Annotated in this window: 23 protein-coding genes, 1 tRNA gene and 2 pseudogenes; 16 read left to right on the top strand and 10 right to left on the bottom strand. The window is 38.4% G+C overall.

Translation table 11 applies throughout. From position 1 onward, the window contains the following. Positions 1-55: 55 nt before the first annotated feature. The 3 genes from feoB to CJ263_RS06945 all read right to left on the bottom strand — a co-directional run bounded on the left by feoB (position 56) and on the right by CJ263_RS06945 (position 3,299). Entirely contained in the window at positions 56-2,281 is a 2,226-nt protein-coding gene (feoB, locus tag CJ263_RS06955; protein WP_094996601.1) for a ferrous iron transport protein B, read from the bottom strand. Continuing rightward, positions 2,278-2,523, bottom strand: coding sequence for a FeoA family protein (locus CJ263_RS06950; RefSeq protein WP_094996600.1), 246 nt, complete (start codon positions 2,521-2,523; stop codon positions 2,278-2,280). The genes feoB and CJ263_RS06950 overlap by 4 nt, the downstream gene beginning before the upstream one ends. A gap of 107 nt (positions 2,524-2,630) precedes the next feature. Continuing rightward, positions 2,631-3,299 carry an SCO family protein gene (locus CJ263_RS06945; RefSeq protein WP_094996599.1) on the bottom strand — a complete coding sequence of 223 codons (669 nt, stop codon included), beginning with the start codon at positions 3,297-3,299 and terminating at the stop codon, positions 2,631-2,633. Positions 3,300-3,462: 163 nt separating this feature from the next. On the opposite strand from CJ263_RS06945, the gene rseP reads away from it, so the two are divergent. After that, entirely contained in the window at positions 3,463-4,815 is a 1,353-nt protein-coding gene (rseP, locus tag CJ263_RS06940; RefSeq protein ID WP_094996598.1) for an RIP metalloprotease RseP, read from the top strand. A gap of 80 nt (positions 4,816-4,895) precedes the next feature. Next, positions 4,896-4,969: transfer RNA gene (locus tag CJ263_RS06935), tRNA-Asn, on the top strand. A gap of 143 nt (positions 4,970-5,112) precedes the next feature. On the opposite strand, the gene CJ263_RS20905 is transcribed toward CJ263_RS06935, so the two are convergent. Beyond that, the gene (locus CJ263_RS20905) at positions 5,113-5,580 is read right to left on the bottom strand and encodes a CPBP family intramembrane glutamic endopeptidase (RefSeq protein ID WP_158657103.1); all 468 of its coding nucleotides are present in this window, start codon (positions 5,578-5,580) and stop codon (positions 5,113-5,115) included. Positions 5,581-6,139: 559 nt separating this feature from the next. On the opposite strand from CJ263_RS20905, the gene CJ263_RS06925 reads away from it, so the two are divergent. Next, entirely contained in the window at positions 6,140-6,982 is an 843-nt protein-coding gene (locus CJ263_RS06925; protein WP_158657102.1) for a helix-turn-helix domain-containing protein, read from the top strand. A 27-nt stretch (positions 6,983-7,009) separates the two neighbouring features. On the opposite strand, the gene CJ263_RS06920 is transcribed toward CJ263_RS06925, so the two are convergent. From CJ263_RS06920 to CJ263_RS06900, 5 genes are read right to left on the bottom strand one after another with little or no spacing between them, the layout of a single operon-like run. Further along, the gene (locus tag CJ263_RS06920; RefSeq protein ID WP_094996595.1) at positions 7,010-7,435 is read right to left on the bottom strand and encodes a DUF3052 family protein; all 426 of its coding nucleotides are present in this window, start codon (positions 7,433-7,435) and stop codon (positions 7,010-7,012) included. Between the two features lie 6 nt (positions 7,436-7,441). Then, positions 7,442-7,873, bottom strand: coding sequence for an SRPBCC family protein (locus CJ263_RS06915; RefSeq protein ID WP_094996594.1), 432 nt, complete (start codon positions 7,871-7,873; stop codon positions 7,442-7,444). 13 nt (positions 7,874-7,886) lie between these two features. Beyond that, entirely contained in the window at positions 7,887-8,399 is a 513-nt protein-coding gene (locus CJ263_RS06910) for a DUF6265 family protein (RefSeq protein WP_094996593.1), read from the bottom strand. A gap of 13 nt (positions 8,400-8,412) precedes the next feature. Next, the gene (locus CJ263_RS21245) at positions 8,413-9,258 is read right to left on the bottom strand and encodes a VOC family protein (protein WP_158657101.1); all 846 of its coding nucleotides are present in this window, start codon (positions 9,256-9,258) and stop codon (positions 8,413-8,415) included. 30 nt (positions 9,259-9,288) lie between these two features. Then, positions 9,289-9,660, bottom strand: a complete 372-nt coding sequence (locus CJ263_RS06900) for a VOC family protein (RefSeq protein ID WP_094996591.1) — start codon at positions 9,658-9,660, stop codon at positions 9,289-9,291. Between the two features lie 692 nt (positions 9,661-10,352). Here CJ263_RS06900 and CJ263_RS06895 point away from each other — a divergent pair. The 13 genes and pseudogenes from CJ263_RS06895 to CJ263_RS06840 all read left to right on the top strand — a co-directional run. Next, positions 10,353-11,050: pseudogene (locus tag CJ263_RS06895) on the top strand (transposase); the annotation flags it as partial. Between the two features lie 396 nt (positions 11,051-11,446). Continuing rightward, entirely contained in the window at positions 11,447-11,749 is a 303-nt protein-coding gene (locus tag CJ263_RS06890; protein ID WP_094996590.1) for a putative quinol monooxygenase, read from the top strand. 66 nt (positions 11,750-11,815) lie between these two features. After that, complete coding sequence (locus CJ263_RS06885) at positions 11,816-12,688, top strand: helix-turn-helix domain-containing protein (protein WP_094996589.1); 873 nt, start codon at positions 11,816-11,818, stop codon at positions 12,686-12,688. A 615-nt stretch (positions 12,689-13,303) separates the two neighbouring features. Beyond that, entirely contained in the window at positions 13,304-14,335 is a 1,032-nt protein-coding gene (locus tag CJ263_RS06880) for an aldo/keto reductase (RefSeq protein ID WP_094996588.1), read from the top strand. A gap of 27 nt (positions 14,336-14,362) precedes the next feature. Next, positions 14,363-15,190 (top strand): dienelactone hydrolase family protein, encoded by an 828-nt coding sequence (locus CJ263_RS06875; protein ID WP_094996587.1) that lies wholly within the window; start codon positions 14,363-14,365, stop codon positions 15,188-15,190. A 6-nt stretch (positions 15,191-15,196) separates the two neighbouring features. Further along, positions 15,197-15,676 (top strand): annotated as a pseudogene (locus CJ263_RS06870) (glutathione peroxidase). A gap of 3 nt (positions 15,677-15,679) precedes the next feature. Further along, positions 15,680-16,132: a MarR family winged helix-turn-helix transcriptional regulator gene (locus CJ263_RS06865; RefSeq protein WP_094996586.1), complete on the top strand. Its 453-nt coding sequence runs from the start codon at positions 15,680-15,682 to the stop codon at positions 16,130-16,132. A 39-nt stretch (positions 16,133-16,171) separates the two neighbouring features. Continuing rightward, positions 16,172-16,498, top strand: coding sequence for a hypothetical protein (locus tag CJ263_RS06860; protein ID WP_094996585.1), 327 nt, complete (start codon positions 16,172-16,174; stop codon positions 16,496-16,498). 10 nt (positions 16,499-16,508) lie between these two features. Continuing rightward, on the top strand, positions 16,509-16,607 hold the full coding sequence (locus CJ263_RS21440; protein WP_373288335.1) for a DUF6526 family protein: 99 nt from the start codon (positions 16,509-16,511) through the stop codon (positions 16,605-16,607). Between the two features lie 32 nt (positions 16,608-16,639). Continuing rightward, the gene (locus CJ263_RS21240; protein ID WP_158657100.1) at positions 16,640-16,930 is read left to right on the top strand and encodes a DUF6526 family protein; all 291 of its coding nucleotides are present in this window, start codon (positions 16,640-16,642) and stop codon (positions 16,928-16,930) included. 240 nt (positions 16,931-17,170) lie between these two features. Continuing rightward, positions 17,171-18,106 (top strand): MBL fold metallo-hydrolase, encoded by a 936-nt coding sequence (locus CJ263_RS06850; RefSeq protein ID WP_229702442.1) that lies wholly within the window; start codon positions 17,171-17,173, stop codon positions 18,104-18,106. Between the two features lie 290 nt (positions 18,107-18,396). Then, complete coding sequence (locus CJ263_RS06845) at positions 18,397-18,660, top strand: DUF6090 family protein (protein WP_094996583.1); 264 nt, start codon at positions 18,397-18,399, stop codon at positions 18,658-18,660. A gap of 166 nt (positions 18,661-18,826) precedes the next feature. Continuing rightward, the gene (locus tag CJ263_RS06840) at positions 18,827-19,717 is read left to right on the top strand and encodes a bestrophin family protein (protein ID WP_094996582.1); all 891 of its coding nucleotides are present in this window, start codon (positions 18,827-18,829) and stop codon (positions 19,715-19,717) included. A 175-nt stretch (positions 19,718-19,892) separates the two neighbouring features. On the opposite strand, the gene CJ263_RS06835 is transcribed toward CJ263_RS06840, so the two are convergent. After that, the gene (locus CJ263_RS06835; RefSeq protein ID WP_094996581.1) at positions 19,893-23,063 is read right to left on the bottom strand and encodes an efflux RND transporter permease subunit; all 3,171 of its coding nucleotides are present in this window, start codon (positions 23,061-23,063) and stop codon (positions 19,893-19,895) included. Positions 23,064-23,072 lie beyond the last annotated feature (9 nt).

The following is a 23,072-nucleotide window of genomic DNA, read 5'->3' as shown; positions in this document are numbered from 1 at the left end:
ACACGAAAGAAATCGCTACGGTAATATAAACTAATATATGTTGGAGTATTTCCATTTATTTTAAGATTTGATAGGCAACCAAGGCAATAATATAAGCAAACAAACTCATAAATACTAATTGATAAGTGGGCCATTTCCAGGAGTTGGTCTCCCTTTTTACTATGGCCAATGTGCTCATACATTGCATGGCAAAGGCATAGAAAAGCAATAATGAAATACCCGAGGCTAAATTAAATAACGGTTCCTTGGTTACCGGGTTTACCTCCGCCGCCATTCTGTTTTTAATCGTTTCTTCTTCATCGTTCCCAACACTATAAATTGTTGCCAAGGTGCCCACAAAAACCTCTCTTGCGGCAAAAGATGTCAATACGGCAATTCCGATTTTCCAATCGTATCCTAAAGGACTAACAATGGGTTCTATCGCTTTTCCCATATAACCCATATAGGAATGTTCCAATTTATAGCTTGCTATTTCTTGATTCAACGCCTTTTCTTCCAATGTTGAATTCATTGCTACGATAGAGTCCTTAAAAGAGGAAGATGTTTGGTCTATTTCGGCATTGGTCAATGAAGATTTGTACTCTTCTAGATTATTTGCGATATAGGTTTTACTGTTATCGGAAAAGCCATTTTCTGCAATGCGATTGGCTACGATAGATTCTGCATTTTTAAAATCGTCAGAGTATCCATTGGATCCCAGGAACCAAAGAATTATGGAGATGGCCAAAATTATCTTTCCTGCGCCAAAAACGAAACTTTTGGTCTTTTCCAAAACCGTGTATCCCACATTTTTTAGAAGTGGAAGTTTATAGTTTGGAAGTTCTATAACGAAGAAAGACCTGCTTTTTATTTTTAATATTTTATTGAGTGCCATAGCGGATAAAATAGCCGCGGCAAACCCTAAAAGATATAAGAGCATTAAAGTTAAAGCCTTAAAACTAAGTCCTAGGAAGCTTCCTTCAGGAATTACTAAGGCAATAATGATGAGATACACCGGTAACCTTGCCGAACATGTTGTAAATGGGGTTACCAAAATGGTAATCAGTCGCTCTTTCCAGTTTTCAATGGTTCTAGTCGCCATTACTGCCGGTATGGCACAGGCCGTTCCAGAAATCAAGGGAACAACACTTTTTCCACTTAGACCAAAGGGTCTCATGATTCTGTCCATTAGAAATACCACCCTGCTCATATACCCGGTTTCTTCCAAAAGGGAAATGAACAGAAAAAGAAACGCTATTTGAGGTATAAAAATCACTATCCCGCCAATACCAGCCAAAACGCCCTCGGCAATAAGATTAGTGAATACGCCGGGAGGTAAGGTTTCCTTTACCCACTCCGTAGCAGAGGCAAAGAAACCGTCTATCATATCCATCGGATATTCACTCCAGCCATAAATGGCCTGAAAAATGGTCAAAAGGATAATAAAGAAAATAAGATAACCAAAGACTTTGTGGGTCAGCACCTTATCTAGTGTAGCCCTGAATCCTTTGGCAGCATTTATATCTACTTTGTATGTTTCTTTTAAAATGCCATTGATAAACTGATAACGGAGTATGGTTTCCTTTTGCTGTAACCTTTTTAACTCGGATTTTGACTTTGTACTAAATGAGGAGGCGTCCTTAATCAGGTTTTTTTGGATGGGCATGAAATTGACATCCTGGGTTATGACCAACCATAGTTTGTAAATATCCTCCTTTGGAAAGGTGTTTTTGAGCTTTTCAAAATACTCCGGGGCTATAACGGTAGTATCAACATTCGGAGTTTTGGACAAGTTTTTATAATCCGCAATAAGTTCTTTAAGTTTTTCTATACCCGTACCTTTTCGTGTACTTACTAATGCGATTTTTGCATCTAGTTTTTCCTCTAAAAGTTCAATATCGATGCTAATGCCCTTACGGGTCATTCTATCGGCCATATTAATCACTAAAATGGCCGGGATTTTTAAATCCTTTATTTGTGTAAAAAGAAGAAGGTTTCTTTTTAGGTTCTCCACATCCGATACTACCAAGGCGACATCGGGGTGGTCCTTATCGTTTTTATTGAGTAGAAGTTCCACTGCGACACTTTCATCCAGTGAGGTGGTGTTTAAGCTATAAGTTCCGGGGAGGTCAATGATGTGGGCTCTAACCCCTCTAGGTAGCTTACAGATGCCCTCTTTCTTTTCTACCGTAATACCAGGGTAATTCCCAACTTTTTGATTGAGTCCGGTTAATTGATTGAAGACGGAGGTTTTTCCAGTATTAGGATTTCCAATAAGAGCTACATTGATTTGTTTGCTCATAGCACAACATCTTCATCAATGATCTCTAAAGCGATTTGCTCCGCAATCACGCGCCTTATGGCAATATGTGACCCATTGACATTTATATATATTGGATCCTTAAGGGGTGCCACTTGTACCAGTTCTACTTCGTTGCCTGGCAGACAGCCAAGCTCCAGAAGTTTAATGGGAAGTAAATCCTCGGTAAACTCCTTGATAATTCCCTTTTGACCTCGCTTTAAACGTGCAACTGTTGTCTCCAATTCTTATTTAGATTCAATATAATTAAGCAAAAATAACGCAATTTTTATCATAAGCAAGAATTATTAGGCTAATATCTGTACTGCAGACATTCCAATGATGGGAAAATCTATTCTTCGTAGCTGCATTTGAGAATTTTCAAATCTTCCAGTAGTTTTTGTACCTCTTCTTCGCTGGTGCCGTCGTAGAAACCGCGTATACGCTTTTTTTTGTCGACCAAAATGAAATTTTCTGTATGAATCATATCATAGGGACCTCCATCTCCGTCTGTTTTTACGGCCAAATAGGACTTACGTGCCAATTCGTAGATTTGTTTTTTATCGCCGGTAACCAAATTCCATTTTGAGTCGTCCACCCCTTTTTCCAAAGCGTATTTTTTTAACTGTGCTACGGAATCTATTTGCGGAGTTACGGAATGGGAGAGCAGCATGACGTCATCCCCAACTTTATCTTGGATGGATGCCATGTTCTTGGTCATAATTGGACAAATGGTAGGGCATGTAGTAAAGAAAAAATCCGCAATGTAAATCTTGTCCCTATAATCATCTTGTGTAATGGTATCCCCATTTTGGTTTATCAGGGAAAAGTCCGCAATCGTGTGATATTTACGGATGTGTTGAATTTCCTGGTCCACCAAGTCGCTGTTTACCATAGCGGGAGAGTAGACAGGGAGCGTTTTTTGGGGCTGTAGGGCATTATAAAAGAGGTAAATGATGACCGCCGAAATCCCCAGCATTACCATGCCGAAAAATTTGAATTTATTGAAAAAAGAGCCCATGATGCTTTTTGTACAAAGGTAAGTGAGGACACGGTGTGATTCAAATTATTAATACGTTGATGTAGCCAAAATATTCTTAAAAATAACGGGTGTATAGCGAGTTTCTTTTTTTAAGACTTCGTAAAGCCGTACTTTTGTCCGATTTAAATTTTAGAAGACGCTAATGAGTCCCATTGCCATTAAGACCATCCAATTTTTTCTAAGCCTTTCCCTTTTGATCGTGCTTCATGAACTTGGACATTTTATCCCCGCCAAATTATTCAAGACCCGTGTAGAAAAGTTCTATTTGTTCTTTGATGTAAAATTCTCCCTTTTTAAAAAGAAAATAGGGGAAACTGTATATGGAATTGGATGGCTTCCTTTGGGAGGGTATGTGAAAATTGCCGGTATGATCGATGAGAGTATGGATACCGAAGCCATGAAGGAAGAACCCAAACCTTGGGAGTTTAGGAGTAAACCCGCTTGGCAGCGCTTGATCATTATGTTGGGTGGCGTTACGGTCAACTTTATTTTGGCAGTAATCATTTATATTGGAATGGCCTATTCTTATGGAGAACAGTATATTCCTGCAGATAGTTTAAAGGATGGTTTTTTGGTCACTGAAAAGAATATTGGGGATGAGCTGGGTATTAAAACTGGAGATTTAATTGTTGCAGTGGACGGTGAAAAGGTGGAAAAATTTAGTTCATTGCCCTTGGAAATTATTAATGGTAATACCATTACGATTCAACGGGACGGTAGAACCTTTGATCAAGAAATCCCGGTTGATTTTATAGCTACTTTGTTGGAGGACGAGGATAAAGCACGATTCTTAAGTTTAAGAACGCCATTTGTAGTTCGTGAAATACCTGAAGATTCTCCTAATTTAAATAGCGGCTTAAAGGAAAAGGACGAAGTTATAGCGGTAAATGGACAGAGCGTAATATACCAAGATGAAATAGTTCCCATTTTGGAGGAAAATAAAGGAAAAAAAGTTGAACTGACCGTTAAAAGAGATGGAAAAACAATACCTATTGAGGCGCAGGTTACCAACGAAGGGAAATTAGGTGTTTTTGCCGGTTATAACTCCTTTGATGAATATGCGGAGAATGGTTATTTTAAAATAGAAAAGGTAAAGTATTCTTTTTTGGAGTCCATCCCCGCCGGCATAGACAAGGGTGTAAGTACCTTGAGCGGCTACGTAAAACAAATGAAGAAGATTTTTAACCCTTCAACGGGGGCCTATAAGGGCGTTGGTGGATTTGCCGCCATAGGAGGTCTTTTCCCCGATGGTTGGGACTGGCCAGCTTTTTGGAGCGCTACTGCCTTTATCTCCATTATACTTGCCTTTATGAACATTCTTCCCATCCCGGCATTGGATGGTGGACATGTTATGTTTCTTTTATATGAAATGATAACAGGAAGAAAGCCAAGTGATAAGTTTTTGGAATACGCTCAAATTACTGGATTTTTCCTCTTAATAGCGTTATTGTTGTTCGCAAATGGCAACGATTTATACAAATGGTTATTTAAATAGAAAAACCACTTTTTTTTGTTTGGCAAATTTTAAAAAACAATTATATTTGCAGCCGCTTTAAAGGATAAAGTAAGGTATTTTCCTCCTTAGCTCAGTTGGTTAGAGCATCTGACTGTTAATCAGAGGGTCCTTGGTTCGAGCCCAAGAGGGGGAGCTTTAAAATCAGGCAGTTACATGAAAATGTAGCTGCCTTTTTTATTTGACGGCGTGCTTTTGGCGTGCTTTCTTGAAATTGACTTTATAGTTACCACTAAGACAAGAGATGTCTGTTAAATTAAATCAACGTGACAGTTATTGCTATAATTTCTTTCCTTTGATATGTTTCAAATAGGCCAGTGATAGCAAAAACATAACGACGAACCCGAAAAGCCCCAATATTCCGGCTTCAGGACCATATTCTCCACCAGTCAGCAAATCGGCACCTTTGTTTTCAATTTCGTAAAATGAATTTACAGCCTTGTTACCACTCATTGTAAATCCCAATTGAGTTTGTGTAAAATTCCATGCCATATGAAGGCCGATTGACAGTCCTAAATTTTCGGTCATTATAAACGGAATACACCAAACCATGCCATTTATTGTAAGTAATACTATTGAAAGAATGGAAGCGTCATTGTTGCTAAAATGAGCTAACCCGAAAAAAAGTGATGATAACATCAAGGAAATTAAAAGTGCTTTTTTTTTAAATAATCTCTTTGATTTGAATCCATCATAAAGATTAGTAAATAAATAACCTCTAAAAAATGTCTCTTCCAAAATGGCCACAAGGAGCATTTTAAAAGCGAAGGGAATGACCAACATAGGTTCGGGCATCGATAAAAATTCAGAAACTAGTAGTATACCCGTTATCTTTCCAATTAACAACATCAAAGCAACCGAAATTATGGCGATCAAAATTCCGAAAACTAAATGAACGAGAGTTTCTTTCTTGAAAACCAGACCATACTCATTGATATTCCTTTTATCCAGATATTTCGCATTAAGGTATAAGCCAAAGATCAATATCAATGTGGCTCCGATGAATTGTAAGTATGAGTTGCCTATCAGAATAAGTGGCGCTATTGAAAAGGATAGCAAGGAGATAAAAATCAGGATTCTCCAAAAAGCCCTTATTCGACCGCTATTATTGTAAAAAAGCATTTGAAAATCCATCACGTCAAATATATCAAATAAGATTTTGGACTATTTATTGAATTCTTGAAGAACTATGAAAGCCAAATACAGTAAACTGGTCGTACCCCAAACCATTTTTTATGGGATTATAGCGTTTGGTGCATCCTCTTACAAAATAATCGTTCTACCTTGAATCTTTAGCGTATATTCAATGTTCAATAATTTAGTTTTGAATATCATTCCTCATATTCCTAGTCCAGTTTTAAGACCCATTATCCGGCAGATGTGGATTGTTGAAGAGGAAAACGGGGTCGAAATCGAAGTAAACTCATTTCCTGTCGGTTATCCCTTCATCAATGTAATCAGTTCGGGTAAATTCATTCTAAAAGGCTATCAAAATGATATTTTGGAAACCAATAGTTACTTGGTCGGTCAGACCCTTTCTCCTTTTTCGTTATATATGAAATTAATCAAAAGGGCGATTACGATACAGTTGGTTCCCAGTGCCATTCCCTCTATTTTTGGACTAAGTGCCCACGAATTTCTCGATAGGCGCATTTCATTGGCCGATCTGTGCCCCGACCTGGCGCATCGACTTGAAGACTTGATCGAAAGCGATCTTCCGAGCCAGGAAGTTTTATCGAGGACGGACAGGTATCTTTCCGTGTACATCAAGGAAAATGATGATGAGCCAAGGATAAATCGTACAATAGAGCTTTTAATAGAGACAAAAGGAATCCTGAGGATGAAAGAACTTGCTTTTGAGCTGAACCTTTCCCAAAGAAGGATGCAGCAGCTTTTAAAAGAAAATATTGGAATCCCCGGTAAGTCCTACGCCAGGATCATCAAATTACAGTACCACACCTTCAGACTATTGCAAAAGGAAACGATAGCGGATATGGTTCCCGAGGGCTATTTTGACCAATCGCATTTTATTCATGATTTAAAAGGCCAAACAGGAATGTTGCCCAACGCTTTCAATGCCTATATAAATGACCCTTCAAAAAAAAAGGCATACTATTTTTCAAATCTTTATTTCGGATACAAAGAATAGTAAATTGATGATGGACCGATAACACTATCATCTATCCTTCAACCTGTACATGAATTTATGCCCGCCCCAATCGTCATCAATAGCGGCAACTTTGGTATCCACAAGTCCATTTTGCAATCCATGTTCCAAGATGGCGAACTTATCTAATTCTGTATTCATACCAGAGGATTTTTTTGGCCAGCTGACCCATAGGATACCGCTCTTTTTCAAACGTGCTTTTGCTTCGGCGAAATAGGTGTCTAATTCTAGTCGGGATTTCACGAAAATGTGTATAAAGTCAACTCTTGAAAAGGAAACTGATCGAACATTTTCGGCAAGTGTTACATGTGAGGGGAAATCCATAAAGAATTCCACGTAGGGCTTCGGAGAGTTATAAACTTTTAAGATATATCCTGCCTTGATTCCCAATTTTTTGGCGAGCGGTGTTCCAGAGTATCCGGCCTTAGTTGTCATAATCGGTCATTCACGGTCCTCAAAGGAAACAATAGCCCCTTTTTCACAATAGTTCTTCAATCCGTTCAACAACATGGCCCAACAAAAGGAAGACCTTCTAAAGTGGTGGTTACGTTCAGGCCAGGACTCGTGGAAGAATTTTAAGTTCATATCCTCTACATTTGGTTCAATATCAAACCCGAAAGAGGTGTTTTCCCAATCTGTATCCGCGTCGGTCATTCTTATGTGGAAGGCGAAATCGGGTTTACATTTAATGACTTTGCCAACCCAATCGTATTCCGGTGTAAAATAGAAATTGTAGATGGCTCCGAGCTCAGGTTTTCCCGAACATCGCCTTGGCCACCAATTCTCTAGGTGTCGCGGTTCGGTAATTCGTTCAAAAACTTGGCTTGCTGAAGCCTTAATTGCAAGATCATGATAAATATCGTACGTTTCCATTTTTAGCGGTTTTTCATTCTTTGAATCGCGTATACAGAAAGGGAACTTCTTCGCGCTTACCCTTGTTTTCGATAACTACATAAATGGTCATTTCGTCATCGCTAATTCTTTCAAAGGTAAATTCATCAAAATATACTTTATCCTCCGAAATTTTCACAAGTTTGAAGTCAATGGATTCATCCTTGGCCTCCCAACCTATCATTTTACCATCGAAGTGCTTCAGGCGCATAATCAGCGTTCCATTCTCCTCGCTGATCGTTACCAGTTCATAAAACTGAACCTCATTTTTTACGATTAGCTTGAAAGCACACATCATTGAATTACCGTGAGGGGGTGTCCATACTTCTTCGGTAACACCACCGAATGCCTCGCCTCGCCAATGGCCCTGAATCCAATCTATATCGGAAAGGCTCGCGCTTGGAGATGCTGACCTGTCATCGAATTTCAGGGTATTCTTAAAAAGGTTCTGAGCGGATATTCCACAATGACTTATCAGTATAATGAAGGTACAAATGGTTTTTTTCATCGAGATATAAGTTTTAGTTGCTCTTCATACGTTGTTCGGTAATCTCGTCATAAATGCTATCGTTGGGCTGCCATAGTTCTACCTTTCGGCCCTCCAGATCTAATATCCAAGCAAAACTTCCGTAATCGTAGGTTTTGGTCTCTCCCACGATTTCAACCCCTTTTTTACGAAGGTCTTCTAGAAGGCCTTCCAGGTTTTGCACACGATAGTTAATCATAAATTCTTGGCCGGCAACATCAAAGTAATCGTCGGTTTTCGAAAAAGCATGCCAGACCGTAAAGCCCGATGATGTAGGATCATCGACTTTCCGCCATTCGAACGAGGTTCCCTCATCCCCACCTTCGATTCCTAAATGTTCTCTGTACCAAATTCTTAATTCTTCCGGATTTTTGCTCCTAAAAAAGAAACCTCCAAGTCCTTTTACCTTCGGCTCCTTTTTCTCTAAGGTATTCTTGTTGTTGACCACATAACCGGAATAAAAAATATCGAAGGGATACAATGCCACATCGAACGTTTGGAATATCACTGAAGAATCCCTTTGAACAATAGCTTCGGCCTCCTCAATATTTTTTGCTTTCAGAAGCATAAACCCCTTGTCGTCATACCGGCCGCCCATAACAATTTTATCTGTTTTTCGAAGCAGCGCAAGGTGTCTGGAATGTGCCGTAAAATAGGATTGGTCATGAACGGGAATCTCATCGTTCCAATTTTTTCCAACGGTATAGACCATTGCATACATGCTGTCAACTTCGATTTGTTGGGCGAATGAGGTAAAGCTCAAAAAGAGAAAGAAGTATGTTGAAATAAAGAACCTATATCTTTGCATCGGCTTCTGTAATGAATGAAACGTATTGGTCATTATCTTTTTCTATGAAAAGATAGCAATTAATTATTTTTTGGAATACAGACCTACACGGTTTCCTTCGGTATCCTTGAAGATCCCGAAAAAGCCCATTCCGGGACCCAACTCCGTCTTGGGAAACAATTCCTTGCCACCGGCTGTGGATACTCGGTCCAGGAACGGTTGCAGGTCTTCCCCCGCCTGCAAATAAACAAGGGTGCCGTTATCCGAAGGTTCGAGCCACTCCGCCTCGATAATAGTGCCTCCAACCCCGTCTTTTGTGTCGTATCGGAAGATTGCCATTTTAGCGCCTTGAAATTCCATTATCTGCAAGTCATAGCCCATTACGGTAGTATAGAACTTTAACGCACGGTCAAATTCAATGACCGGTATTTGAAAGTTTTGGATTGCGTGTTTCATAATCTAGTGCTTCTTAAAAATTGGCAGTATAGTTAAATTAGGGTTGAACAGATTTTTACAGAAGCGAAAGTTAATGTTTAGAGGTCTTTGTGGATTGTAAAAAAGCGAAAAAAATCTTTTTACTGAAATTGGGATGATGCTTCAACTTCCAACTTTTTCGATCGAAAGTCCATGAATTTCCTGTCGTAAGATATTTTATGCCTGTATATTCAGAACCAAAAACTGCCGTCTATTAGAACCTATTGAAAAAGTAAAAATGTCTAAAAAAAGGTCTATTTTACCGGACTAATCACCAACAGGCTCGCTAGAGCCTTTCATAGCATACGTTGAAAATTTCTTATTTCAATCAATACTGTTTCCTTTTTCTGATTCAATTCCAATTCTCCATCCAATCTTAAGACTTTACAATTGAATAATTCAATCCAGTTGTTATGGGTTTTAAGCGACCTACCATCAAAATTAACGTCTTCATATTGTCTTGCCCATTTCAAAAAAGCCTCCGAATTTTGTCGTATTGCAGCTTTTCCCCGTTACGGTCGATTTCACGCTTTTCAAGGCGTTCCATTCTTTTTTTGTCATTTAGTTGAATGAATATTGCCAAATCAAATAACGTTTGCCACTCATTCCCCCAACTTACCAATGAACCACTGATAATAATATTTTTATGTTTCTCGAAATCGGCTTTTAGATTTTTATTCCGTTCTACTATCACCGAGGTCAGCTACACGGCACAGACCACTGTCGATGACGAACATAAACTGCTTATCGACTATAAGCTCGCGAACCAGAACGATAAAAAGGCCATGGGTACGATGCTCCGAACGGCAAAGGCCATTTTAAAGACCAACAACTTTACGGCCTTGTACGATAAAGCCTATCACACGGGAAGTGAGTTCCAGACCGCCCATTCCCTGGGAATCAAGACCCTAACGGTCATACCGGCCATCGGTAGGGCGAGCCAGGCACCCGACCCCGAATACAACTCGGAACATTTTCAATACAATCCCACCAACGATCGATATACATGCCCCCAAGGAAACCTGCTCACCAGTAACGGCTCATGGTACAAAGGAAGAAATTATCGATTCAAACAGTACAAGACTAAGGCGTGCAAAAATTGCCCCGTACGGAATCGATGCACTTCGCCAAAGGCAAACGGGAAAATTATACAACGAAGTGAATTTACCCGATATATCGAGTACAATGCACAAAGAATCAAGGCTAGCGGTAATACTTACAAAAAACGGCAGGCCATCGTCGAACATCCTTTCGGAACCATGAATCGGCAATGGGCTTCGACCATATCATGACCAAAAAAGGTATAGCAGCGGCATCGGCCGATTTCGGGCTCATTGCCCTTGCCTACAATCTGAAAAGAATAATGAACCTAAAAGCGGTGGTTGAAGACGGCATAAAAAATGCATTGTTAAGCCCTTATAACATTGCAAAGACCCAAATGATGACAGAACAAGGTCAGTAAAACATTGTTCGGATAACTCGATGAAAAACTTGTTTGCCAAACCAATCCTTGATTTTTATCTTAATCACGTAATTTAAACCTCAAAACAGGTAGTTTTGAGACAGACTGTCGTTATTTGCAATTCTAGAAATCAAACCAATAAACCCTGTTAATTCTCGAAAGTAATCTTATAAATATTAAGTTGAAATAGATACTTTTTTGATTTGTCATAGAAAAAAATGTCCATCATTAATCCTAAACTGTCTATTTTCAGAAAGAAACCTTAGCTATAGATTTATAGTATTATTAATCATTAAAATAAAAAATATGAAATTCGCATTATTAGTCAGATTGCAAGCAAAGACAGGAAGAGAGCAAGAGGTAGAAAACTTTATTACAAACGCGCTTCCTCTAGCGATTGATGAACCAGATACAATGACTTGGTATGCTATTAAAATTGATGCTTCTACTTTTGGCATCTTTGATACTTTTCCACACGAAGAAGGAAGACAAGCACATTTATCAGGTAAAATTGCTAATGCACTTATGGCAAATGCTTCAGAATTATTAGCTGAAGACCCAACAATTGAAAAAGTGGACATATTAGCAGCAAAAACGCAAATGAGCTAATTTTAAATTTATACCTGAAGATTAAGTTAAATTATAAAATCTTCAGGTATTTAAATTATTTTTAGAGTGAAAAATAAAGCATCAACACTTATCAATGAGACAAATGGAGAACTAGCATTTAAGCTATTTTCTTTTAGTGACGATAGTAATTTTGACCATATACAAAGGCATAATTATTATTCTATTATACTTCTTCTCAAAGGTGAGGCCCAGTTACAAATAGAGCTAGAAAAATATACGATTTCTAATAAAAAAGTTATCTGTATTTCACCTTATCAGCCCTATTCCTTAAAGTCTATCAAACTTATTTCCGGAATCGTGTTGAATTTTCATTCTGACTTCTTCTGTACTTATAAGCATCAAAATGAGATTGAAACAGAAGGCATCTTATTTCATAATATTTTTGGACCTTCCTTTTTCAATTTGCCAAATGAGGAAACACTTCTAAATATTATGACTCAAATGGAGTTGGAAATTACACATGGCAAAATAGGACAACACGAATCACTTGTGTCTTATTTAAAGATATTTCTTATTTCAATCTTAAGGATAAAAAACTTAGATACAGATAGTGAAAAAATAGCATCTAAAGGAAATAGTAAACCTCAGATTTTACAATCGCTGATAAATTCTATTGAAGCAAATTACAAGACAAAACATACTCCCAAAGACTATTCTGAAGTTTTAAATATTTCTTCGACTGTGTTAAGTAAACTTGTTAAAGACTATTTTAACAAAACACTAACCAAACTTATAGCACAACGAATAGTTGTTGAAGCAAAAAGAGAGTTATATCTTACATCAAAATCCGTAAAGGAAGTCGCTTTTTTACTCGGATATACAGATGAATATTATTTCAGTAGATTTTTTAAAAAACAAGTCGGAGTCTCTCCTAATATTTACCGTAAAACAGTTGGTTTTGCAAAGGCGGAACGTTAATCAAAAGCACATAAGAGGTGCATAACTCATTGCTAGTTATAGTCTACTTGCGAACATCCTAGCGGATTTCCTATCAGTGATTTATTTGCCAATCTTAGGGCTTACACACGCAAGGAAATCATACAAAAGGGCGATGATGTATAATACACCTGGGGCGTACCTTTTTCTGCACTCCTCTGCAGACAATGCATCAAAAAGCAAGTCGACATCATCACCACGCTCCGTCAGATTGCTAAAAACTTAGGATAAGTAACTTTTTTGTCAAAACCGCCGCTACTGCTCAATAACTCCAAATATCAGGATGCTATATGCAATTTGGTGCGTCTAATTTTGATCCCTATACCTAAAAATCTACAAGGAAGCGTTTTCCTTGGCGAATAATGATATTTGATTAAACGGAAGTCAACTTTGAATATCATCGTTGATGGGATTTTGCTATAGTTCCTTAAAATTAGCCGGACTTCACATGGCGCGACATTACCAGTCAGTGTAAAAGAAGCCACAGAAAAGTAAAAAATGAGAATCTAACTTTTTACAATATAAATCGCTTGCGATTTAATCTACAAAGATTTATATTTACATATTAATATTTGCAAAAATTAAAATTTTAATAAGATGAAGTATAATCAATTAGGAAATTCAGGGATTTTAGTTTCAGAACTGTGCTTGGGAACGATGAGTTTTGGAAGCAGTGGCTACTGGAGTGTAGTGGGGTCTCTAGATTATAAAGACAGTAAGAGATTGGTGGACATTGCTATAGATTCGGGTATCAACTATTTCGACTCGGCAGATGTGTACTCTCACGGTCAATCAGAAGAAATATTGGGAAAAGCAGTTAAAGACAAACGAAAGGACATGATCATCGCTACCAAAGTACGTGGCAGAATGAGTAAAGAAATTAATAATGTGGGGCTTTCCAGAAAACATATTATAGAGAGCTGCCACAATAGCTTAAAACGATTGGGCACAGACTATATTGACCACTACATCCTACACAGTTATGATCCCATCACTCCATTTGAAGAGACCATCTCTACCCTTGACGACCTCGTATCACAAGGAAAAATAAGATATTATGGAGTAAGTAATTTTCCAGCCTGGCAGCTAATGAAATTTATCAGTACCGCTGAAAAAAATCACTGGCAAAAACCAGTTTCATTGCAAGCCATCTATTCCCTTATTTCAAGAGATGTAGAATATGAATTGATGCCTCTTTGTTTGGATCAAAAATTAGCCTTTACCCCTTGGTCACCATTAGGTGGAGGATTTTTAACAGGTAAATACCGAAAAGACAAACCTATGCCTGAAGGAGCAAGAAGAACTAACGAAGAGCAGAATTTTATCCAAATAGACCCTGAAAAAGGTTATGCCTTGGTTGATGAGTTAGAAAAAATTGCTATTAAATATGATGCTACAGTTCCGCAAGCTGCACTCAACTACCTTTTGAGAAAAGATGGTGTAACCTCGGTACTTATTGGTGCTACCAAGCCACACCAATTAGAAGACAATATTAAAACCACTGACTGGAAAATGGAAGCTGAAGATGTAAAGAAGCTTGACGACTTAACCACACTTAACCCAATCTATCCACATTGGATGCTTCAATTTACTGCAAAGGACAGAACCAATGGCGAATTTTTCATGTAAACGTTAAAGCAACTAAATCTTATAAAGATGAAAAACACAAAAACATTCCTTTTATTGCTTCTTGCAATAACACTTAGTGCGACTTCTTTGATAGCACAAAGTAGAGACCAAGAAAAAAGTAAAATAAAAACTGAAGAGATTTCTTATAAAGACGGAGAAGTTAACCTTAAAGGTTTTGTTTATTACCCTGCAAAGCAAAAAAGCAAACAACCGGCAATTTTAGTAGTGCCTGAGTGGTGGGGTCTTAATGAATATGTAAAGAGCCGTGCCAAAATGCTGGCTGAACTTGGGTATGTAGCTTTTGCAGTAGATATGTACGGAAATGGTTTTGTGGTAGATAATCCAACCGATGCCCAAGCAAATGCCGGAAGTTTCTATAGCGACCCTAATCTGATAAAAAGCAGAATGCAGGCTGCCTACAAAACCGTTACTCAACTCGAACAGGTAAATGCTGCTAAGGTAAGCTCTATTGGCTATTGCTTTGGAGGAACGGTTTCATTATTTGCGGCTAGTTTGGGAGTGCCTTTAGAAACAGTGGTGAGTTTTCACGGTGGGTTAACAGGATTTCAGGCTAGTCCTGCCATGCAAAATACCGAGGTTTTAATATGTCATGGGGCAAGTGATTCTTTTGTACCTCAAGCTGATATCGATAATTTTCATGAACAGATGAAAAAAAATAATATAACCTATCAGTTTAAATCTTATGAGAACGCTACACACGCATTTACCAACAAAGAATCCACTGAGGTTGGAGAAAAATTCAACATCCCAATTTCCTATAATGAGGAAGCAGACAAAGCTTCTTGGAAAGACATGAAAGCATTTTTTAAGATGTATTTCCCAACAAACAAATAGAGTACTATGGATTCAAATATTTTTAAATTTGAAGTCAAAAAACTCAATGGGGAAAGTATTTCTTTAAAAGAGTTTGAAGGTAAAACCATTGTAATTATAAACACGGCCAGCAAGTGTGGCTTAACTCCCCAATATAAGGGATTGGAATATTTATATAAAAAATACAGCGACAAAGGATTGGTTATTTTGGGTTTTCCGAGCAACCAATTTGGTCAACAAGAAAAAGGGACAGCCGAGTAGATTAGTGAGTTTTGCGAAATTAATTATGGTGTAAGTTTCCCCATGTTTGACAAAGTGGAAGTGAACGGAACTAACACACACCCTGTATTTAAGTATTTGAAATCCAAACTTAGAGGGGTTTTTGGCAGTAACATCAAATGGAATTTTACGAAATTTATAATTGATAAAAACGGTAATCCTGCGAAAAGATTTGCTCCTATAACAAAGCCTGAAAAAATGGAAAGTTATCTTCAAAAAATTCTTTAAAAAATGAATGAAGAACCAAGTCTAGAATTAGAGAATCAATATTGTTTCCCCATTTACGCAGCTTCCAGAGTTGTAACAAAACTTTATACACCACTTCTCAATATGTTGGGGCTTACCTACCCTCAGTATTTAACCATGTTAGTACTTTGGCAATACCACACCCTAACAGTAAATGAAATTGGGGATAAATTAATGCTGGAGTCCAACACATTAACTCCTTTATTAAAAAGGTTGGAAAACCAGGAGTTGATAACTCGTAAACGCTCCTCTATTGATGAACGTGTGGTAGAAATTAGCCTGACAAAGAAAGGCGTAGAATTAAAACAGCAGGCAAATATCATCCCAGAAAAATTGGCTTATTCAATAGGTACTTTGGGTATAGACCAAGAAGAAATGGAAAAAATGAAACGAACCTTGCAAAAGCTCATTGCCATTTCAGTACAAAAAAATAGATAGTGAAGAATCAGTAAATTACATTCTAAAAAATTAAAATTTATGGAAATTTCAAACAATAAAAAATGGTATCATTATGTAGCTGCATTTTTTGCGGGTATGTTTCTTGCCAATGCTATTCCCCATCTGATAAATGGGATATCCGGCGACCCATTCCCTACACCGTTTGCAGACCCACCTGGAAAAGGCCTGTCTGCACCTTGGGTAAATGTATTGTGGTCATTTTTTAATATAATAGTGGGTTACTTCTTATTCCAATATGCAAAAATCACAATCAAAAATAAATTGTCATTAATCATCTTTATTATAGGAGCCTTGGTTATTTCAATCGTGCTGAGCATTGTGTTCTTAGATAAAGTAAAACTTTAAATCATCAACTATGCAAAGTTTTAAAAATCACACTCGTTACTATCCACTTCATCATTTTATTTTATCACCCCTTACCTTAATCGGGGTGACATTGAGCATCGTATTGTAGTCTTCTGATTATGGCCTTACTGAAAAATTTTTATGGTTGTAGCAGTCAGTGTTTTTCTTACTTCGTTGATAGCACGTATGTATGCTACTAAAAATCAGGACAGAACCATAAGAGCAGAACTAAGGCTTCGCTACTATATTTTAACAGGTAAAAAATTTGAAACCTTGGAAAGTAAATTAACTATGGGTCAAATTGTAGCCCTAAGATTTGCTTCAGATGAAGAGTTGCCTTCCTTGACAGTAAGAGCAGTTAACGAAAATATTAGCCCGAAAGCTATCAAAGAAAGTATTAAGAACTGGTTATCTGATGAGCACAGAGTTTAACCACAGTACAGCTCTAATGAATAAAAAAAGAAAAATTGCATTTTGGGCATGGCAGAACTTCTTACCGTTTTTTTGGTAATGATGGCAGCCAACAAACTTGTCCAAAACCCCGGAATGTTCTCCTCTCTAGTTAAAGGTAAAAAACCCTGAATTTGTGCAAAGATTTTTAAAAAATTATTTAAGATGTTGGGGGTAGCTTTAGGAGTTGTTTCAGTAATGATACTATCAATTGTACTCTTTATGCAACAAGATAAATATGGAGCAGTTCCCTCAAAAGAAGTCCAGCTTGGGTACAAGCAATTTTCAAATTATAAGGATGGTAAATTTCAAAATATCAACTCTACCCCAATGCTCACCCCAAATTATTCCTGGGCACAATTGCTAAAAGAACAGTTGTTTGAAAGACCACAGGAAGCTGTTCCCAAAGAGGCATTACCAATTGTTAAAACAGATTTGCAAAATCTATCACACGATAAAGATATTCTGGTATGGTTTGGCCATTCTAGTTACTTCATTCAGTTAGACCAAAAAATCTATTTAATTGACCCAGTATTTAGCGGAAATGCTTCTCCTATTCCAGGTACAAACAAAGCTTTTGCTGGAACAAATATTTATCAGGCAGAGGATTTCCCTGTAATCGATTACCTACTTATTACCCACGACCATTATGACCATTTAGATTATCCAACGATTTTAAACCTAAGAGAAAAAGTGGACAAGGTAATATGCGGATTAGGTGTAGGCAGTCATTTAAAAAAATGGGGGTATTCTTCTGACAAAATCATCGAGTTTAATTGGTATGAAAACACTAAACAAACTCAGGACTTAGCCATTCATTGTGAACCTGCCCGACATTTTTCTGGAAGAGGATTTTCTCGCAACAACACGCTTTGGGCATCATTTGTCATTCAATCGCAAACAATGACCCGTTATGTGGGTGGAGACAGTGGGTACGATAGGCATTTTGAAGAAATTGGCAATAAATATCCTTCCATAGATTTTGCCATTCTGGATAATGGACAGTACAATGCTGCTTGGCGGGCTGTACACTGTTTTCCCGAAGATGTTATCCAAGCTACCAAGGATTTAAAAGCAACTCGAATATTGCCAGCACACTCCTCCAAATTTAAAATGGCTAATCATAACTGGTTTGAACCCTTAGAAACCCTAATCTAGCTTAATCAAACAGAAAATCTAAACATAGTAACTCCAAAAATAGGCGAAGTTGTTTACCTGAAAGACACTACCCAAGTTTTTGAATTTTGGTGGAAAAGCAAGACATAAAATGTTTATTTTGAAAAACACCGAACCGCTAACATCACCTACCTAAAAGTGGAGGTTCAGTGTTTAAATCAAGCTTTGTGCTTCTATCGAAGTTTCTGCTTGGTTGACAGTAAATCGCTCCGAAATCGCCATCTTCGGGTAGCTGCAGACCGTTGTGCTTCATTATCCGAAACCGCTAACCAATGATAAAATTCTTTAGAAAAATTCGCCAGAACTTGCTTATGGAAAATAAAACTGGAAAATATTTTAAATTTGCAATGGGGGAAATTGTACTTGTTGTAATTGGAATTTTAATTGCGTTGCAAATTAGTAATTGGAATGAAAGGCGAAAAGATTTAGCTCAAGAACAATTAGTTCTGATGCAATTGCAAAGAGAATATATTAGCAATCTCAATCAACTAGATGAGAAAATACTTATGAGAAACGAAAGGATTAGTAGCTTGTAACATTTTACTAAATCAAATTGATAATCCACAATTAGTCAATACCGACGAATTTTATAAATCAACACGGAGTGGGAAATGGATAATGAGGTGTCCAATCCGTTTACCGGACAACTGGATTTGAAATTCAACTAAAAAAACTGGGATAGCTAAAATATTATCATAGAATATGAAAGGTTTTTATCAATTTTTTAAACGATTCGGACTTTCTTGGAGGTATATATTTTGGTCTTTTGCAGCGGCTTCCATTCCATTCTTTTTTACAAGTTTTTATAGCAAAACATTTTTGGTTTTTCCAATAATTATCTCGATTTTTTTAGGAATATTGCTCTACCTATATTTCGGTATCTTCTTAAAAAAAGCATTTCTTGAATGGCACGAAGCTCAAAAATTACGGAAGCAAATTATCGGATTAACGAAAACCTTTTTCTTTCAAATTGCAAATAACACGTTTGACGATAACAAGCTGGCTTCAGAAAAAATTATGGGAATCCAAAGAAGAATTATTTACAGACATCTGGCTTTCCTCATTTCAATGAAGGAATTGGCAATACAAAATACTTCTAAAGATTTTGAAGGATATCTCGATAAGAAGGAGTTCAATGTTGTAAAACGGGCACTTAATGTACCATTAAAAATTTTAAAACTTCAATCCGAAGAACTAAAGAACTTAAATAAAAAAGCTTACGTGCATGAACAAGCTTATGTGGATCTCCACAATCTAGGAATGAAGTTTATCCATTGTGTTGGTGATTGTGAATTTCTGGTCAATAAAGAATTCCATAATACCAATTACGAAATAGCCAATATAGGCATCTGTTTTTTTATAGTTATCACAACGTTAAGTACTGCTCCGTATTTAGGATTTTGGTCTATTTTTTTTGCTGCTTTTTGGGGCTATGGTCTTTTCTTGCTGCAAAATCTTCAACAGTATTATTTAACTCCCTTCAATAATTCGACGTCCAAAATTGAGATTGATAAGACCATAAATGAAATTGAATATGCCTCCTTGTCATTAATTGTTGGTGAGGAAGTGAACAATTTATTAGGAAAGATTTAATGCCCTAATTCCACCACATAACAAATGATGATAAAACGACAGCTATGATTTAAGAAAAAGGAATAACTATAATGACGAACATAGATCCAAAATCACCGAACAGGTTACCAAGAACTGCCACGGGATAGCATTTTAGAATTCGATAAAGCTCAACAACCGGAACACGGCCAGCATATTAGAGTGTGTGGTCCGGGTTAAAGCCATCTACCAATTTTTTATGCTCGTAATCGGCCACCATAAGCTCCTCATAATCAGTTTTTGTTCCCTTGGTAAACCTATGTACCAATTTTTCCATTAAATTATATATTACCGGTACTATTATCAAGGTCAAGAAAAGCGAACTTATCAATCCTCCGATGATAACCCAGGCAAGACCATTTTTCCATCCTGATCCTGGGCCTGAAGCCAACGCAATGGGAAGCATCCCGAAGACCATGGCAATGGTGGTCATCAGAATTGGGCGGAGACGTGCGTGGTTGGCCTGTATCAAAGCGTTCCTGACCGTTTCCCCTGACCGGACCCTTTCGTTGGCAAAGTCAACCAGGATAATGGCGTTTTTACACACCAGCCCGATCAGCATAATTATACCAAGAATGGTAAAGATGTTCAGGGAATTGTTTGTTAACGCCAATGCGAGCAAGGCTCCGATGAACGATAATGGAATGGAAAAAAGAACTACGAATGGGTGCACAAAACTGTCGTATAGTGAAACCATTACTAAATAGACCAATATAACAGCCGCCAACATAGCAATTCCCAGTGTTCCGAACCCTTCCGACTGCCTTTCTTTATCCCCACCCCATACGTAATCGACCCCTGTGGGCCGTTCGACATCTTGAAAGGCAGCTTCCCATTCATCCGCGACCGTACCGGCCGGCCGGCCAACGGACTGCCCTTTTACGGTAACCGAAGCGGTCTTGTCCCGGCGTTCCAATTGACTCGGGCCTGAAGCTTCCACAATGTCGGCGAATTGTGAGAGTTTTACTTCTCGCCCTTGATTGTTCGTAAGGATTAGATCCCCTACATCGGCAATGCTTTTTCTATTAAAACTATTGTAGCGTATGTTAATATCATATTCATATTCTCCCGCCCTGAATTTGCCATCGGTATTCCCGTTAAATGCGGTCTGCATTGTCAATCCTACCGTTTGTAACGATAAGCCGAGGGAGGTCATCTTATCCCGATCTACCTGAACATTGATTTCAGGGTTTCCCGTTTCTACGGACAATTCGATTTCCGTGGCACCGGGAATTTTATATAGTTCCGCCTCGGCCTTTCTGGCAAAGACCATGGCACTATCCAAACTAGGCCCGGTCACGACCAAGGCCAACGGGGCTTCCTCCGCCACTCCCAAAAGACTTATAGGTACCGTCTTTACCCTGGCACCTACCAATATTTTCTCTAAACGACGTTTTGTTTTGGCTGCAAATACATAAGAATCGTCCACCCGTTCCTTTTCATCTACCATTTGAACGTTGATTTCCGCCTTGTAAGCGGTGGCCTGTGAAGCACCTAAGCCCTCGCTGGTCTGGCCTACAGTAGTGATAAGGCTCTTGACCTCTTCCTGGGTATTCAAAAAGGCCTCTGCTTTTTGGGCCATAAAATTACTTTGTTCCAATGAGGCATCTTTCGGTAGTTCTATCTGCACCAAAAACTCGCCCCTATCCGATGCGGCAAAGAATTCGCCCCCAATAAATCCAGCCCCTACCAAGGCAATCGAAGCAAAGAATATAACTAAAACGACAGACAAAGTTGTTTTATAGTGATCCAAGCACCAAGTCAATAAACCGGAAATCCAATTCGTGAAACGTTTTAATTGTGTTTCGAATTTAATGATAAGCCTACCGAACAGGTTTTTACCTGTGATATGCTCCAATTTTCCAAAACGGGACGATAACCAAGGAATAATGGTAAACGATGCCAATAGGGACAACAGAGTCGAAATTATGATGGTCACACAAAATTGCGTAATGATTTTGGACACCAGACCGCTGCTCATGGCGATCGGAAAAAAGACGACCACGATTACCAACGTTATCGATGTTACCGTGCCCCCTATTTCAGCGGTACCGTCATAGGCCGCGCGGACACGGTTTTTGCCCATCTCCATATGTCGGTAGATGTTTTCGAGCACAACGATGGCATCGTCCACCAAGATGCCTACGACCAAAGACAATCCCAACAAACTCATTAGGTTCAAGGTATAGTCTAAAAACAAAAATCCTATAAATGTCGCCACCAACGAGGCGGGTATGGACACCATTACAATTAGCGAGTTTCTTACACTGTGCAAGAAGAACAGCATGACGATCGCTACCAATAACACAGCGATCAATAGGTCATGGATTACCGAATCGGCCGCTTCTAGAGTAAAAACACTACTGTCATTGGCCACATTGAGCTTGAGATCTATGGTTCTATAATCGCTCTCAAGCTGTGTTATCCGTTTTATAATATCTTCGCTTACGGCCACGGCATTGGCATCGGACTGCTTGATCACCTGCAATAGAATGGCACTTTTTTGATTTACCCTTGCAATTTTTTCGGGTGTTTTTTGACTGTCCTGAACATCCGCAATATCACTGAGCCTCACTTGGATGCCATCTTGATCAGCGACCACTAGGTTACGCAGCTCTTCAACGCTTTTATATTTTCCGGCCAAACGGATCAATATTTTTTGCTGTCTGGTCTGAATATTTCCTGTGGGGAAATCCAAATTCGAGGCCAGGATGGTCTGTTGGACCTGAGGTATGGAAAGGTTATATCCCTGTAGTCGGTCGGCGTCTAAATTTACCTGGATTTCCCTTTCTTGCCCCCCGATCAAATTTATCTGTGCCACACCATTGATTCGAGAAAGTAAAGGGGCAATTTTTTTATCGATAAGGTCGTAAAACTTAATTTCATCCATCGTGCCATTAGCACCGATTGTCATGATCGGAAGGTCGCTCAATGAGAATTTACTTAAGGAGGGTGTTTTGGCATCATCGGGCAAATCACTGATAATGGCGTTGATTTTCCGTTGTGCATCGTTTAGGGAAAAATCAACATTGGCACCATCCGTCAAGGTAATCGCAACCGTGGAAAGACTTTCATAAGAACGGGATTCTATTTTTTTGATGTTCTCCAGAGAGGCAACCGCATCCTCTATTTTTTTTGTCACGGTATTTTCGATTTCGCTGGGCGAGGCACCTGGGTAGATAGTGGCGACTGTTATAATATTTCGGTCGAATTTGGGTATCAATTCATATCCCAGTTGGTTATAACTAAAGAGGCCTCCGAGGGTAAGTATGGTAAACAGCACAATGACCAATGAAGGCCTTTTTATGGAAATTTCCGCTAATTTCATAGTATGGAA

Origin of the sequence: Maribacter cobaltidurans (assembly GCF_002269385.1) — a bacterium.
GTDB lineage: Bacteria > Bacteroidota > Bacteroidia > Flavobacteriales > Flavobacteriaceae > Maribacter > Maribacter cobaltidurans.
Note: the sequence above shows the minus strand (reverse complement) of the source record. Positions and strands in the feature narration are given on the sequence as shown.

What these genes read in the sequence shown, in the direction of transcription:
- CJ263_RS21245 (WP_158657101.1), bottom strand. Translation starts at nt 9,258, where the DNA reads ATGACCAATACGTTTCATTCATTACAGAAGCCGATGCAAAGATATAGG.
- CJ263_RS06910 (WP_094996593.1), bottom strand. Translation starts at nt 8,399, where the DNA reads ATGAAAAAAACCATTTGTACCTTCATTATACTGATAAGTCATTGTGGA.
- CJ263_RS06845 (WP_094996583.1), top strand. Translation starts at nt 18,397, where the DNA reads ATGATAAAATTCTTTAGAAAAATTCGCCAGAACTTGCTTATGGAAAAT.
- CJ263_RS06915 (WP_094996594.1), bottom strand. Translation starts at nt 7,873, where the DNA reads ATGGAAACGTACGATATTTATCATGATCTTGCAATTAAGGCTTCAGCA.
- CJ263_RS06860 (WP_094996585.1), top strand. Translation starts at nt 16,172, where the DNA reads ATGGAAATTTCAAACAATAAAAAATGGTATCATTATGTAGCTGCATTT.
- CJ263_RS06920 (WP_094996595.1), bottom strand. Translation starts at nt 7,435, where the DNA reads ATGACAACTAAGGCCGGATACTCTGGAACACCGCTCGCCAAAAAATTG.
- rseP (WP_094996598.1), top strand. Translation starts at nt 3,463, where the DNA reads ATGAGTCCCATTGCCATTAAGACCATCCAATTTTTTCTAAGCCTTTCC.
- CJ263_RS06865 (WP_094996586.1), top strand. Translation starts at nt 15,680, where the DNA reads ATGAATGAAGAACCAAGTCTAGAATTAGAGAATCAATATTGTTTCCCC.
- feoB (WP_094996601.1), bottom strand. Translation starts at nt 2,281, where the DNA reads ATGAGCAAACAAATCAATGTAGCTCTTATTGGAAATCCTAATACTGGA.
- CJ263_RS06880 (WP_094996588.1), top strand. Translation starts at nt 13,304, where the DNA reads ATGAAGTATAATCAATTAGGAAATTCAGGGATTTTAGTTTCAGAACTG.
- CJ263_RS21240 (WP_158657100.1), top strand. Translation starts at nt 16,640, where the DNA reads ATGGTTGTAGCAGTCAGTGTTTTTCTTACTTCGTTGATAGCACGTATG.
- CJ263_RS06890 (WP_094996590.1), top strand. Translation starts at nt 11,447, where the DNA reads ATGAAATTCGCATTATTAGTCAGATTGCAAGCAAAGACAGGAAGAGAG.
- CJ263_RS06840 (WP_094996582.1), top strand. Translation starts at nt 18,827, where the DNA reads ATGAAAGGTTTTTATCAATTTTTTAAACGATTCGGACTTTCTTGGAGG.
- CJ263_RS06945 (WP_094996599.1), bottom strand. Translation starts at nt 3,299, where the DNA reads ATGGGCTCTTTTTTCAATAAATTCAAATTTTTCGGCATGGTAATGCTG.
- CJ263_RS06925 (WP_158657102.1), top strand. Translation starts at nt 6,140, where the DNA reads ATGTTCAATAATTTAGTTTTGAATATCATTCCTCATATTCCTAGTCCA.
- CJ263_RS06875 (WP_094996587.1), top strand. Translation starts at nt 14,363, where the DNA reads ATGAAAAACACAAAAACATTCCTTTTATTGCTTCTTGCAATAACACTT.
- CJ263_RS21440 (WP_373288335.1), top strand. Translation starts at nt 16,509, where the DNA reads ATGCAAAGTTTTAAAAATCACACTCGTTACTATCCACTTCATCATTTT.
- CJ263_RS06850 (WP_229702442.1), top strand. Translation starts at nt 17,171, where the DNA reads ATGCAACAAGATAAATATGGAGCAGTTCCCTCAAAAGAAGTCCAGCTT.
- CJ263_RS06835 (WP_094996581.1), bottom strand. Translation starts at nt 23,063, where the DNA reads ATGAAATTAGCGGAAATTTCCATAAAAAGGCCTTCATTGGTCATTGTG.
- CJ263_RS06900 (WP_094996591.1), bottom strand. Translation starts at nt 9,660, where the DNA reads ATGAAACACGCAATCCAAAACTTTCAAATACCGGTCATTGAATTTGAC.